The sequence below is a fragment of the Noviherbaspirillum pedocola genome (genome assembly GCF_016632335.1).
Lineage (GTDB): Bacteria > Pseudomonadota > Gammaproteobacteria > Burkholderiales > Burkholderiaceae_D > Noviherbaspirillum_A > Noviherbaspirillum_A pedocola.
Genome location: NZ_JAEPBG010000006.1, coordinates 235,562 through 249,740, shown reverse-complemented (window position 1 = coordinate 249,740; position 14,179 = coordinate 235,562). Strand labels below are relative to the sequence as shown.

Below are 14,179 nucleotides of genomic sequence, written 5' to 3'. Positions count from 1 at the left end.
TGACAACACGCTAGACGGCGCACGTCAACCGTTCGTCCGCGAGATTCGCGGAAAATGCGAAAATGCCGCAAGGCAATGGAACCTTTCCCAAGAGAATGTTGTCGATTGGAAGCAATTTCCAGGAAGTAACCTTCGCCAATCGATACCAAGAAAGTTGAGGTTCCAATGTTTCAGCCGCAGTTCCTGCGCCGGCCCGGCGCACGTCGCTCCATCACATCGGCAGCGGCGACGCTCCTGGCGCTTGGCGTCACGGCCGCTTCGGCAGCCACGCTGTCCGTCGGCCCCGGCAAGACCTACGCAACCCCCTGCCGCGCCTTCGCCGCCGCCGCCAATGGCGACACCATCGAGATCGACGCTTCCGGCTCCTATTCCGGCGACGTCTGTTTCATTTATCCGAGCAACCTCACCATCCGCGGCGTCAACGGCCGGCCCCATATCGATGCCAATGGCCAGAACGCCGGCGGCAAGGGCATCTGGGTCCTCGAAGGCAATAACACCACCGTCCAGAACGTCGAACTCTCCGGCGCCACCGTCGCCGACGGCAACGGCGCCGGCATCCGGCTCGACGGCCAGCATCTCACCGTCACCGGCAGCTACTTCCACAACAACCAGGACGGCATCCTCACCAGCAACGACGGCGTCTCCAACATCGACATCGAAAACACCGAGTTCGCCTTCAACGGCGCTGGCGACGGCTACACCCACAACCTCTACATCGGCCACGTCAACAGCCTGACCTTCCACGGCAACTACTCGCACGACGCCAATATCGGCCATCTGCTGAAGTCGCGTGCCAACACCAATACCATCCTGTACAACCGCTTCTCCAGCACCATGGGCGGCTCGCCCAGCTACGAGATCGACCTGCCCAATGCCGGCAGCTCGTATGTGGTCGGCAACGTGATCCACCAGCCGGCCAACGACTCGAATCCGAACATGCTGGCCTATGGCGAGGAAGGCGCTTCCAACAGCGGCCAGGACCTGTACGTGGTCAACAATACCTTCCTCAACGATGACAGCTCGCACGGCACCTTCATTATGGTCGGCAGCGGCGTGACCACTTCGGTCCTGATGCAGAACAACGTCTTTGGCGGCACCGGAGCAGCCACCACGCAGACCAATGCGATCGACAGGAACAACTACCGCAGCGTGTCGCCGGCGTTCGTCGACCGCACCAACTGGAACCTTACTCCTGCGGCTGGCTCGCCGATGATCGACGGCGGCTCGGCGCCGGGCAATGCCGCTTCCGGCTTCGCGTTGACGCCGACGCTCCAATATCTCGCTACCGCGCAGACGCAGGCCAGGCCGGTCAATGGCACCATCGATATCGGCGCGTACGAGGTTGCAGCCTCCAGCACTACCAGCACGACTACCAGCGCGCCAGCGCCGACCAGCACGACCTTCACTGCGCCGGTTTCCACCACAAGCAGTACGACAAGCTGGGTTGTCTGCGCCAGCGAATGGGGCACCTGCAGCTTTACCGGCACGCGCCAGGTCCAGTACGGCGCCAACGGCAGTTACTTCTACCAATCCCTGACAGGCCCGGTTGCCTGCAACAACAGCACCTTCGGCGATCCTGCGGTGGGCTACACCAAAACCTGCGCCTACGCGTCTTCCACGACTGCCACTACGCCGACGACCAGCACCACGCCCACCACCAGTACCACCTCGACCACCAGCACGGCTGCGAACTGGACAGCTTGTTCCGCTGAATGGGGCATCTGTACCTTCTCTGGCACGGCACAGGTACGTTTCGGCGTGAACGGCAGCTATTACTATCAGACGGCGACCGGCTCGATCGCCTGCAACGACGCCACCTTCGGCGATCCTGCCGTAGGCATCATCAAGAGCTGCGACTATTCGCCGGCAACGACCACCTCTACGCCGACCACCTCGACGACCAACACAACCACAAGCTCGAGCAGTCCCACGACCTGGACCGCGTGCGCCGCCGAATGGAGTACCTGCAGCTTCTCCGGCACCGCGCTGGTGCGCTTTGGCGCGAATGGCAGCTACTACTACCAGACCGCGACCGGTTCGATTGCCTGCACCTTTGCCACCTTCGGCGACCCCGCTTATGGCATCGTCAAGAGCTGCGACTATTCCCCGGTCAGCAGCACTTCCACGAGCACGCTGTCGGCCATCACCGTGACCCCTACCACGACCTGGGCGAACTGCGCCGCCGAGAACGGCTATTGCAGCTTCTCCGGCACCCACCAGGTGCGCTACGGCGTACCGGGGCAGTACTTCTATCAAACCGCCACCGGCGGCATCGCCTGCAACAACGCGACCTTTGGCGACCCCGCGAGCGGCTCGTATAAGGCCTGCGACTACGCGATGTAAGCACGTCGCATCGCATGGGGACGCTGCAATGGCGTCCATGCCGCGCAATCGCCGGATTCCGGCTTGCGCGGCGAGTCTCCCCTGGCAATCTGGTCTGGTCGCTACAAGACCATGCCGCAGAACGAAGCCTGCGCATTCGATCAAGACCAACAGGACTCCCTTCCATGCAAACGACCCACCGCGCCCGCGCACGGGCTAAGAGCAAATCCGGTTCCATGCCATTGGCATTTCTGCCCGAACTGATCATCGACTCGTTCGCCGGCGGCGGCGGGGCCAGCGAAGGACTGGAGCAGGCATTCGGCAGACCGGTCGATATCGCGATCAACCACGACGGCGAGGCGCTCGCCATGCATGCGGCGAACCACCCGCACACGGCGCACTACAAGGAGGACGTATTCGATGTGCATCCTGGGTTCGTCACGCGCGAGCAGCCCATCGGCGCATGCTGGTTTTCTCCCGACTGCAAACACCACAGCAAGGCAAAGGGCGGCAAGCCGCGCGACCAGAAAATTAGGGGGTTGGCATGGGTGACTTTAAAATGGGCAGCTTTCCAGTATCCGCGGCAAATCTATATTGAAAACGTGCCCGAATTCGTGGACTGGGCTCCCCTTGGCCCGGACAACAAGCCGATCAAATCCGAACGCGGCCGCACCTTCCGCGCCTTCATCGCGGCCCTCACGACAGGGCTGGCAAGCGACCACCCGGACATCGATGAGATCTACGCGGCGCTGGGCGCCGACTTCCCGATGCACCGGCTGTTCGACGGGCTCGGATACAAGCTCGAGTACCGCATCATCCGCGCCTGCGATCACGATACGCCGACCATCCGCAAGCGCGTCTACATCATCGCGCGCCGCGATGGCCTGCCGATACGCTGGCCAGCGGCGACCCACGGGGACCCGAAGTCGGCAGCGGTGAGAAGCGGCGAGCTGGCGCCGTGGCGCACTGCCGCGGAATGCATCGATTGGTCGATACCTTGCCCATCGATTTTCGAGCGTAAGCGTCCGCTGAAGGATGCAACCCTGCGCAGAATCGCCAAGGGGATCATGAAGTTCGTGGTCGACAACCCCGATCCGTTCATCGTCACCAATACGACCCGCCATGCGCCTGCCGCAGTGGACGTTCCTCTGCCGACTGCCACGACCGGCAACCATCACTACCTGGTCGAGCCGCTTGTGGCTCCGGTACTGACCGAGCATGCGAATGCATCCTCTCCGCGCTGCATGCCGGCCGATGCGCCGCTGCGAACCGTGTGCGCACAGGTCAAGGGCGGGCACCACGCCGTGATCGCTGCCCACATCACGAAATTCCGCACCGGGAGCACCGGTACCGCCCTGAACGAGCCGATTCACACCATCACCGCCGGTGGCGAATGCGCAAGGCCAGCGGGCGCCGCGCACGCGATGGGCCTGGTCGCAGCCACGTTGATACAGACCGGATATGGCGAGCGCGAAGGACAAGCGCCGCGTGTGCCCGGCGTGGACAAGCCGCTCGGAACCATCGTGGCTGGCGGCGCAAAACATGCACTGGTTTCCGCGTTCCTCGCCAAGCACTACGGCGGCGTCGTCGGCATACCGGTCGATACACCTGCTGGCACGGTCACCAGCACGGACCACCATTCGGTTGTCGTAGCCCGTATGGAGGCACTATCCGGGGCGGAGAACGCCGAAGGTCGGGACACCGCCGCCGATGAAGCGGCCAACGCGACCGGCGCGCACGCTCGCGATGCGATCTGCGCATCGCATCTAATCAAGCTGCGCGGAACCTGCCAGCACGGCCAGGCGGTGGACGAGCCGCTACACACGGTCAGCGCCCAGGGCACGCATCTGGGCGAGGTGCGCGCGTTCCTGATCAAGTATTACGGCGACGGCGGCCAATGGCAGGATGTGCGTGATCCGATGCACACGATACCGACAAAGGACCGGCTGGGTCTTGTCACCATCCACGGCGAGGACTACGCGATCGTCGATATCGGCATGCGCATGCTCACGCCGCGCGAGTTGGCGCGTGCCCAGGGATTTCCGGACTCGTACATCCTCAACCCGGTCGTCAACGGCAAGCCGTTGTCAAAGACGGCGCAGATCCGGATGATCGGCAACAGCGTGTGTCCCCCCGTCGCGAAGGCGATCATCGAGGCGAATCTGTACCACGAGCGGGAAATGGCGGAAGTCGCCTGAGCTTCGCAGCGTTGCGGCGCCCGCGCCGTGCGCAACGGACCGGAGCGCCGGGAATTTTTCGCGCTCCGGCAAGTCTGAAACAGGTTTCCCTTTCGAAGTGTTTCCATTATGCATGCCGACATTCATCACCATGCCCCATTGGCCAGTCGCAACGACCGGCCACGCGGCGCCGTTAAACGCCGCAATGTCAACGACATCCTGCTCGGCGTGTTCATGCTGGGTTCCGCAGGCTTTCTCGGCGTTGCGGGGTACCACCATATCGACAAGATTGCGTTGTCGCCAGCACAGCTTGTCGCACTCGAGTCGGCTGCCAAGAACACGGTCTGGGATGGCTGCCCTCTGGAGCAGGCCGGATGGCAGAATCCCGCCGACATGACGCCTCTGCGCTGGATAGCGCACGGTCTGGAACAAGGACGCTCCATCACGCGCGGCGATGAGAAAGTCATCCGGCAAGCGATCGCTTTCTGTACGCGTTACCGGCATCCTGCTGCGGCCGCTGCCACGCCCTGACATCGAACATGCGGATTGAGTGGTACAGGATGCCGCGCCGATCCATGGCAAAAGGCGGTTGCGCTGCTATGTCGATCCGCAAGAATGGATGGGCGTACAACTAAGCCCAATTCCATCATGTCATCCTCAGCCAATCCAGTAGACAGTCTAGAACCCAGCCTGATCCAGAACCGGGAGGACCTTCTGGCGGCCGGCGTGCCGGCCGAATTCGACCGCGGGATCGTGCAAGGTATCGCGGCTTTCTGGCAAAGATTTTCCGACCTCTATCCCGAGGTCACCAGCGGCGATTCGCAGATGGCTGATGAGCCGGGCAACGCGATCGCGCTTTGGCTATGCGAAAGCGCGGGCATCCCGATAGACGACTCATGCCTCGCGCTTCAGGATCAAGGTCTCGCTCACGACACGCCGGACGAAGTGCGATTCGAGGCCGTGGTCCGACAATGCATTGAGGCTGCGCGGGATGGCCTGCGCCCGCTTTATGCTCAGCTCGCCGAGCCATCCGAGCGTGTCAGAACCCAACTCGCCAATGTCGCCGCCGATGTACTGCATTGGAATTTCCCTCGCGATGACCAAGATAGGGAAAACGACGAATAGGGCGCCTTTCAGCCAAAGACCGCGCGCGATACCGCGAGTGCGCCCAGAACGAGCAGCACCAGAAACAGATGGTTCAACGAGCGCGCCTTCAGTCCGGCATTCCATTCCAGGCCGGTCGTGATGGCGCCGACGCCGAGGCCCGCGTAGATGGTATCCATCGCTTGGGAGAAGCCGGCAATTGCAAGTCCAGCTGCAGCAACGGCAAGCAGTACCGTCACGACAGCGCCGACCATCAAGGAAGGCGAGCTGTAATAAACGAACATTGCGCTGCCTGATTCCGCAGATTCGTCAAACGGCTTGAGACGCAGGGCGTCGCGTAAGCGCAGCTTCATGGCTCGCCTTTCCGGCACGAAAAGCCGATTGTGCGCGCAATGTTGGCGTAATGGCATGCGCGCTATCAACTTCCTACACTCGCAGGGAATGCGAGCTTTATTCGCCAAATATTCGCTTAAATTGCTTGAAGGATAGAAAGTTGCGTGGCAGCATCACCTTTCTGCGGCACCGGGAAACCGGAACGCCGTCACCAGGCGAGAGCGAGGGTAGGGCGATGGCGTCGACAGCAAGCAGCAAGCAATCCAAGGAATCGGTCTACGTTTGGGAAGGCAAGGACCGCAGCGGCAAGATCCTGCGCGGCGAACTGCGCGCCGGCGGTGAGAACGTGGTCAGCGTAACGCTGCGCCGCCAGGGGATTTCTGTCACCAAGGTCAAAAAGCGCAAGCTGCGCACCGGCAAAAAGATCACCGAGAAGGACATTGCGCTGTTCACGCGCCAGCTCGCAACGATGATGAAGGCCGGTGTGCCGCTGCTGCAGTCGTTCGATATCGTCGCGCGTGGCCACGGCAACCCGGCCATGTCCCGGCTGATCACGGATATCCGCGGCGATGTGGAAACGGGCACGAGCCTGAATCAGTCCTTCCGCAAATTCCCGACGCACTTCGACCAGCTGTTCTGCAACCTGGTTGCTGCCGGCGAGCAGGCGGGCATCCTCGAGACACTTCTCGACCGCCTTGCGTTGTACAAGGAAAAGACGCTTGCCATCAAAGGCAAGATCCGCTCGGCCCTTTTCTATCCGATCGCGATTCTGGCGGTGGCCTTCATTGTCACCAGCGTCATCATGATCTGGGTGATCCCTGCATTCAAAAGCGTGTTCGCCAGCTTCGGCGCGGACCTACCGGCGCCGACGCTCATCGTCATGGCCATGTCGGACTTTTTCGTGGCGAACTGGTACATCATGTTCGGCGGCCTGTTCGGAGCGCTGTACCTTTTCTTCCAGTCGTGGAAGCGATCGCTGAAGATGCAGCGCAAGATGGACGCGCTGCTGCTTAAGGCGCCCGTGTTCGGCGCGGTGATCCGCAAGGCCACTATCGCGCGCTGGACGCGCACGCTGGCCACGATGTTCGCCGCCGGCGTGCCATTGGTCGAGTCACTCGATTCCGTGGGCGGCGCTTCCGGCAATGCCGTCTACAAGGATGCGACGAAGAAGATCCAGAACGAGGTCGCTACCGGCACCAGCCTGACGATTGCCATGCAGGGCGTGAACGTGTTTCCGACCATGGTCACGCAGATGGTATCCATCGGCGAGGAATCAGGAGCGCTGGATTCGATGCTCGGAAAGGTCGCGGACTTCTACGAGCAGGAGGTCGATGAAGCGGTCGAGCAGTTGTCGAGCTTAATGGAACCGCTTATTATGGTAATACTTGGTGTGCTTATAGGAGGACTTGTGGTATCGATGTACTTGCCGATATTCAAGTTAGGTTCAGTGGTATAGAAATTTTGTAGGGAACCATCCAACTTGGCACTTACCCATCCTAGATGTCAGTGACTTGGCACTAAACAGCGTTTTACCACCTACTTGGCACTAAGAGCCGGTCGGCGTCTGCTCGGACGATGATACGGAGAGCGGGTATCCAGATTCGGACGATCCTGATTGCGATTAAGCGACTGCCAAGGAATGCGACTTTCCAAACTTGTTGTCCGTGCTGCCCTTCTGACGTTGATGGCTTTCGCCATCTTCTGCATCGTCTCGGACTTCAGGGAGTCGCATTTCACCGTATCAAAGGCAGCGATTCCGCTTCTTGTCTGGTCGGGGATATTGTTTGCCCGCCCGGGAACGATGCCTTTTTTTACCAACGACCTCGGTGCGCTTCGGTTCTTTCGTATCGCGCTCGCAGCCCTATCATTGGTTTTCCTGTATTTTGTCGTTGACGTGATTCGCGTCGAATACCCGAGAGTGACAGCGAAACGCCTAGATGGGGTAGTCGTTGGGCTAGACATCTCTCACCCAAACCGCGCCCACTACGCCTACCCGATCATCGAATTTACGGACGAATCAGGCGTCAGGCACACCTTCTCTGACTTCCGGCCCGAGACTATATCCCCCGACTCCCTGGCAGGCCTGCGCATCTACCACGTTGGCGACCCTATCAAAGTGTACAAAGACCGCGGCGAATATCGCGGCGATGTGCGGGACGAGGCAAATGGATTTTGGCATCTGATCGCGATCCTCGGCGGTGCCTTCATCATCGTTTTCTCGGCCTTCGTATCTGTTGTCCATCGGTACGGCAAACTGGCGCGATAACAGATTATTGTGCCAACCGCCTACAACTCCGTTTTCCGGCTGGGCTACGTTCATTGAACACTGCGGCACCTTTCGTATTCGTCCGACGATAGTTTCGTTCCTGGAGAATATTCGCGCCTTGTTGTCTTTCTTCACTGAAATTCTCGCCTTTGTTGCGGTCCCCTTGCCGCTACCCTATTCCGCCACCGCCAGCGAGCATGAATTTCCGTGACATGGCGACTCGTATTGCCCGCGAGTCCTTGATCAAGCAATTCACCGAGTTTGAGGGGCTGCCGGCAATGGCTCGGTATCCCAAGTGGTGCGCGTTGGGCTTCATCTGAGCAGGATTCAGTGCATAACAACGGCATGGCAGAGAGCTTCGTGAAGACCAAGGAGCGAGATTAGATCGTCTTCATGCCCAAGCCAGATGCCGTGACGGCGGTACGTAACCTGGCTATCGCCTTCGAACATTACAACGAGCAGCATCCCCATAGCGCGCTGAAATATCGGCCGCCACGCGAGTTTCGGCGCGGGACGGAATCATTAGCCTTGGTGTGACGCTGTGTCTGGTAGTACGGGGGTAAATCCAATCAGTAATATGCCCACCCTCTCAAACAAGGTGTCGAACTAATTACTCGCGGCAGCTGGCAGCGCACCATTATCCTGCACATTCGTGCTGTTCTTCATTTGCCCAACCATCAGCATTGAAATGCCGGCAAGCAATGCCGGGATCATCGCCATAAAGAACACTGAAGCGGGTGACCATTTCATCGCGAGCAGCCACCCGGCCAACATCGGTCCAATGACCGAGCCAACCCGGCCGATACCGAGGGCCCAGCCCACGCCAGTCGACCGGATACGGGTCGGATAAAAGCCGCCCACGAACGCATTGGCGCCGATCTGGCCGCCCACAATGCAGAACCCCGCGCCGAACACTGCGGGCGCCACCCAGGCAGACGCGCCGGCGTTGCCGATGATGGCGATGAACACCGCAGCCCCGGCGAACGCCAGCGCCAGGATTCGCGTCGGCCGGAACTTGTCGCTCATCCAGCCAATCGTCAATGCACCGACGGTTCCGCCCACTTGGAAGTAGGCCGTCGTCTTGACCGCCTGCGCCATCGTCATGCCGACGCTAGTCAGCACGCTAGGCAGCCAGCTGGAGAAAAAGTACAGCACGATGAGGTTCATCAGAAAGGCGAACCAGATCAGGCTGGTCGCACGCGCGCGGCCCTCGGTGAACAGTTCGCTGACCGGGAACGACTTCACTTCGCCTTCCGCGACAAAGCGCGCGTCTGCTGGGATATTCATGCGGGGAGCCAGGCGCTGGAGGATGGCGACGATGCGCGCCTCGGTGCCTTGTTTCATGCTCAGGAAGCGGGCCGACTCGGGCAGGCCGTATGCGATTAGCGGAATCAGCACCAGTGGCAGCAGGCCGCCGACGTAGAAAACGGCAGGCCAGCCGAACGCCGGGATGATATGCGCGGCCAGGAAGCCGCCCACAGCTGCGCCGGCGGAGAAGCCGCACACGAGGATCACCACCATCATCGCGCGGTGACGGCGCGGTGCGTATTCGGACATCAGCGCGATCGCGTTCGGCATCGCGCCGCCGAGCCCGAGCCCGCCAAGCAGCCGCAGCACGAGGATTTGATCGAGGCTATGCGCCTGGGTGCTGGCCAGCGTAAAGGCGCTGAAGACCAGCGTGCACACGATGATGATGACCTTGCGGCCGTAGCGGTCTGCCAGAGGACCAAACAACAGCGCGCCGAGCATCAGCCCGAACAGGCCTGCTGAGAAGACCGGGCCGAGCGCCTGCTTGGGAAATTTCCACGCCGCGGACAGGGCCGGCGCCACATAGCCAATGGCCTGGGTGTCAAAGCCGTCCATGAGTACCACGACGAAGCAGACAACGAGCATCCAGATCTGATAGCGCCCGACGCCTTGTCGCTCGATGACGTCGCTAATTTGAATCGTCGCGCCATGTGCGGCTATGGGCGCTGTTCCTACATCCGTCCGGGTATGGATTTGATCCACTGGCAAGTCTCCTAAGTGATTGACGCGGGATGTTCTTTGCATCCCGCTGTTCTTTTCGGCTTGACTGCTGCAGCTGCTCCCTTGCTATCCATGATGCGCTGCTTTTCCGCCGCCGCAAGCTTGAATTTCGGGATGGCTAGATCGGCACCTCATCGACGTTGTAGCTGAACAGCCAGTCGTAGCGCTGCACCACCTTTTCTTCTGCCCATTCGCGGTCGACATAGGCCGCCGCGCCGTCGACGGAGGCGAGCGCCGGATTGTGGAAGCGCTTTCCGTTTTCGGTGGATCGCTGCACGATCATCGAGGTCCGTTCGACACGTGCGGCCTCGTACTTCTTCAGCGCCAACGCTGGATTGCCCTCGTGTGCTTCGATAGCGCGTGCGAGGATGTAGCCGTCCTCAATTGCCATCACCGCACCCTGGGCCAGAAACGGCAGCGTGGGATGGCAGGCGTCACCCAGCAGCGCCACGCGCCCGGCCGCCCACTGCTGCATCGGCTCGCGCGACATCAGCGCCCATTTGAACGGCACATCGACATTGCGGATCAGTTCATGCACGTCGTCATGCCAGCCCGCGAAGTCGGCATGGCATTCCTCGTGCGTGCCTTTCTGTGTCCAGGATTCGACCTGCCAGTCGTCGCGCTCGACGATGCCCACGAAATTCATCAGCGCGCCGCCATGCAGCGGATAGTGGATCACGTGCTTGCCGGGGCCGACCCAGTTCGTTCCCACCGAGCGGCGCAGGCGCTGCGGCAGGCGCTCCATAGGGATGACGCCGCGCCAGGCCAGCATGCCGGAAAACGTCGGCTTGTCCGCGCCGAACATCTGCCCGCGGATCGGGGAATGCACGCCATCTGCGCCGATCAGAATGTCACCATGCGCTTCATGGCCATCGCTCATTTTCAGCACGACGCGGTCGCAGATCTCCTCGAACCCGGTGCAATGCGCACCGAGCACGATCGCATCGGCACTGATCGCACGAACCGCGTCCACCAGGACCTTGTGCAGATCCGGGCGATACATCATGAAGTAGGGATAGCCGTATTTTTCAACGGCGGTCGTTCCCAGGTCGAACAGTTTCCAGGTCTGCCCGGTATTCCACAGACGCACCTCTTTGCCGTCCGGCTCGCAAGCGACGGCGCGCAAGGCGTCGCCCAGGCCGAGTTGATACAGCGCGCGCAGCGCATTGGGGCTCAGTTGCAGGCCGGCGCCTACCTCGCGCAATTCCGATGCCTGCTCAAACACACGTACCGAGTAGCCGCGCTTGAGCAGCGCCAGCGCCGCGGTCAGGCCACCGATGCCTGCACCAGCAATCAGGATAGAAAGGGGTTTCTTCATTGGTTCGTTCAACATCGTACAAAATGCACAAGTTGAAATTAGAACTCATATGCGGCTAAGATATAATCAGCAGATTGTTCTCAATTCAGAAGAAAATCTGATGAATCTGTCGCAACGTCAGCTCCATGCGTTTGTCGCCCTTGCGGAGCTCGGCAGTTTCACCCGCGCAGCCGAGCGCATGCACATCAGTCAGTCCGGCCTGTCGGCTATCCTGCGCGACCTTGAGCGCCAGCTCGATTGCAGGCTGTTCGACCGTACTACCCGCTCGGTGACGCTGACCTACGCCGGTGAGCAGCTCGTTCCCGTAGCGACCCGGGTGCTGTCTGAACTCAATACGGTGTCAGCGGCAATCAGCAAGTTCGAGACACGAGCCAGGCGGATCCTCACCGTTGCGGTCACGCCGCTCATCGCAGCAACCGTGATGCCGTCGGCAAGCAGGGCCTTTCACAAGCTGCACCCCGAGATCAACCTGCGCGTGAGGGATATCGACCGTCAGCGCATCCAGGATGGCGTGGCAAGCGGGGAGTTGGACGTTGGGTTCGGCGCCTTCTTCAATCCAACCGCTGGTATCGAGTCCAAGGTAATTGCGGAATTCGCGATGGCGCACGTCTTTCCCGCGGCGCGGCATGCGGGCGGGGTTCAAACGCCTGACAACCTCGGCAAAACGACCTGGTCAGCCCTGCGCGACGAGCAGCTGATCGGCCTGCCTGCCGCAAACGACATCCAGCAACTGATCGAGCTTCGTCTCAAACCGATTAAGCGCGCCAATGAGGACAGGCCGACGTATGAAAACCTGCAGACGTTACTGGCGATGGTCGAAGCCAAGCAGGGTACGGCGATCCTGCCGACTTTCATTGCGCCAGCCTGCCGAAGATACCGGGTCAGAATGGCTATCCTCGAGGAGCCGCGGGTGCCACTGAACTACTACCAAATTACGCGCAAGGGCGCGCTCGTGCCACCCGAGATTGCCTCCCTGGCAGCGACGATCCGAAATGGCTTCCAGCTGCATTGAGCTTACTGAACGCACTTGCATTAAATGCAATAATCGGATAAAAATGCGGACGGACAGAAGCAGGCTAGAGTCGGGAATCTCACTGATGCGGAAAGGCCCCAGATTACGGCACGGTTTCCGTGCAAGTAGATTTGTCACAACATTGTGCGCTTGGCGAGCGCAATTACCGCCCTCGGTGTGGTTGGACGAGGAAGGCGTGATGTGTCGATAACTGTCCCATGGTTCAAGACTCGGGCCGTGGGCTATATCGCGCATCGCTCCAACCAAACACACATGAGGAGTTTGGTATGAAACCCGAGGCTTTTACAGTCCCATCGAGCATTGCCTTAGTGTCGTCAGCTACACGCAATGGCGACGTCTACACCATCCACGTTCACATGCATCGCCTTGCCGCATGGGCCGCCAGCACAGCAGCGCGGTCTAGTCCTAGCTGTCGCTTCGATGTAGAGACAGGCACCCGCATCATCGAGCTTGGGATCGTAGATCTGCTGACGGGCGCGCTGTCCTGGCCAGAACCATGCAAGATGAACGAGTTCCACCACAGTCTCAGGCACTCAGTCATTGCTGCAGCCGCTGCGTGCGGGCTTAGCTTCACGCACGGCATCGCGGCGAAGCTGATCAACATGTACTTCAAAGTGGTTTTGATTACTGCCGAGAATTGCATGCATCCACTCATCGCCGCTCTGCATCCACCGATCGACGGAGATATGCTGCAAGCCATCGTGCGCGCGAAGGTGGGTGATCAGAGGCTCTGGCGCCGCTTGAGGGATGTCGGCTGGACGAAGTTCAGCAGCCGTGACTATGAAGAAGCCATCGCAGGATTACGGAGCTTGCTTGGGCCCGATACGCCGCTTTGGATGGCTGAAGAGTACTGGGGTGGCTACCAAGGCGCGTGGAAGAAACGTCCGGTGAGGTAGCCGGCGTAGAAGCAATGGCCGCGGAAGGTCACAGAGTGAGCCGACCGCGGCTTTTTCTTTCGACGTTACTCGGCGATTTGGCCTGCTTCCTTCGGCTTGCCCTGCGCATCGCTCAAACGGTATTTCTGGCGGCGGTCGCCCATCAGATCGCGCAACTCGCGTATCGGCAGGTTAGAGACCTCATGCATGCGAATGAGCATTGAGGCGCCGACCGGCAGCCGGCGATGGCGGATCTTGCTGATCACCGGCGGCGCGACTTCCAGCGCCCGCGACAGTGCGGCATCATTTTTCAGATGGAGCATCGACAAAAGCGTGTCGAGCAGGTTGTCCGGATTGTAGGCGCCCGGATTGCGCGGCGTGGTAGATGACTGGTCCATGTCAATGTCGACAATTGCCTTCCGTTAAAAGTTCCTAATAGTATCGGAATTTTCTGAACATATTTGTTAAAGATGCAATATATGGATACAAAATAGCGAAAACCGCAAACGTAGATTGCGATTGTGCCGATACGGCGGTATCCATCGCTCGGTGGTGCGTTTGCTAAGCCGTCGCTAACCCTCCCGGAATCAACGCTCTTCTGGTTAAAAGTCTGGCAATGATGTACAGGTAACCATGAATTCCATGCTGCTGTCTATGCAGCCACACCCTCCTAAGCGAAAATAGGGATAATTTCCACAGGAAAACTATTTCCTCTGCTGTTCG

General features: G+C 60.1%; 12 protein-coding genes and 1 pseudogene. 9 read left to right on the top strand and 4 right to left on the bottom strand.

The annotated features are described in order from the left end of the window. Positions 1-165 precede the first annotated feature (165 nt). The 4 genes from JJB74_RS33675 (at position 166) to JJB74_RS16075 (ending at position 5,624) form a co-directional block, all read left to right on the top strand. Entirely contained in the window at positions 166-2,343 is a 2,178-nt protein-coding gene (locus JJB74_RS33675; RefSeq protein WP_200593289.1) for a right-handed parallel beta-helix repeat-containing protein, read from the top strand. 215 nt (positions 2,344-2,558) lie between these two features. Continuing rightward, positions 2,559-4,520, top strand: coding sequence for a DNA cytosine methyltransferase (locus JJB74_RS16085; protein ID WP_200593287.1), 1,962 nt, complete (start codon positions 2,559-2,561; stop codon positions 4,518-4,520). A 108-nt stretch (positions 4,521-4,628) separates the two neighbouring features. Further along, the gene (locus tag JJB74_RS16080) at positions 4,629-5,030 is read left to right on the top strand and encodes a hypothetical protein (RefSeq protein ID WP_200593285.1); all 402 of its coding nucleotides are present in this window, start codon (positions 4,629-4,631) and stop codon (positions 5,028-5,030) included. A gap of 117 nt (positions 5,031-5,147) precedes the next feature. Then, entirely contained in the window at positions 5,148-5,624 is a 477-nt protein-coding gene (locus tag JJB74_RS16075) for a hypothetical protein (protein ID WP_200593283.1), read from the top strand. Positions 5,625-5,632: 8 nt separating this feature from the next. On the opposite strand, the gene JJB74_RS16070 is transcribed toward JJB74_RS16075, so the two are convergent. Further along, a complete protein-coding gene (locus JJB74_RS16070; protein WP_200593281.1) occupies positions 5,633-5,956 on the bottom strand; it encodes a hypothetical protein in 324 nt (107 codons plus the stop codon). Positions 5,957-6,171: 215 nt separating this feature from the next. On the opposite strand from JJB74_RS16070, the gene JJB74_RS16065 reads away from it, so the two are divergent. The 3 genes and pseudogenes from JJB74_RS16065 to JJB74_RS16055 form a co-directional block, all read left to right on the top strand. After that, a complete protein-coding gene (locus JJB74_RS16065; RefSeq protein WP_200593477.1) occupies positions 6,172-7,392 on the top strand; it encodes a type II secretion system F family protein in 1,221 nt (406 codons plus the stop codon). Positions 7,393-7,575: 183 nt separating this feature from the next. After that, the gene (locus JJB74_RS16060; protein ID WP_200593279.1) at positions 7,576-8,202 is read left to right on the top strand and encodes a DUF3592 domain-containing protein; all 627 of its coding nucleotides are present in this window, start codon (positions 7,576-7,578) and stop codon (positions 8,200-8,202) included. 327 nt (positions 8,203-8,529) lie between these two features. Next, positions 8,530-8,739, top strand: a pseudogene (locus tag JJB74_RS16055) (integrase core domain-containing protein); the annotation flags it as partial. Positions 8,740-8,808: 69 nt separating this feature from the next. On the opposite strand, the gene JJB74_RS16050 reads toward JJB74_RS16055, so the two are convergent. After that, on the bottom strand, positions 8,809-10,212 hold the full coding sequence (locus JJB74_RS16050; RefSeq protein WP_200593277.1) for an MFS transporter: 1,404 nt from the start codon (positions 10,210-10,212) through the stop codon (positions 8,809-8,811). Positions 10,213-10,348: 136 nt separating this feature from the next. Further along, positions 10,349-11,548: an FAD-dependent monooxygenase gene (locus JJB74_RS16045; RefSeq protein ID WP_200593275.1), complete on the bottom strand. Its 1,200-nt coding sequence runs from the start codon at positions 11,546-11,548 to the stop codon at positions 10,349-10,351. A 100-nt stretch (positions 11,549-11,648) separates the two neighbouring features. Between JJB74_RS16045 and JJB74_RS16040 the strand changes: the two genes are divergently transcribed. After that, positions 11,649-12,560 carry a LysR family transcriptional regulator gene (locus tag JJB74_RS16040; RefSeq protein ID WP_200593273.1) on the top strand — a complete coding sequence of 304 codons (912 nt, stop codon included), beginning with the start codon at positions 11,649-11,651 and terminating at the stop codon, positions 12,558-12,560. Positions 12,561-12,847: 287 nt separating this feature from the next. Continuing rightward, positions 12,848-13,477 carry a hypothetical protein gene (locus tag JJB74_RS16035; RefSeq protein WP_200593271.1) on the top strand — a complete coding sequence of 210 codons (630 nt, stop codon included), beginning with the start codon at positions 12,848-12,850 and terminating at the stop codon, positions 13,475-13,477. A gap of 65 nt (positions 13,478-13,542) precedes the next feature. Here the strand turns inward: JJB74_RS16035 and JJB74_RS16030 are convergent, their stop codons facing one another. Beyond that, positions 13,543-13,854, bottom strand: coding sequence for a hypothetical protein (locus tag JJB74_RS16030; protein WP_200593269.1), 312 nt, complete (start codon positions 13,852-13,854; stop codon positions 13,543-13,545). Between the last annotated feature and the right edge of the window lie 325 nt (positions 13,855-14,179).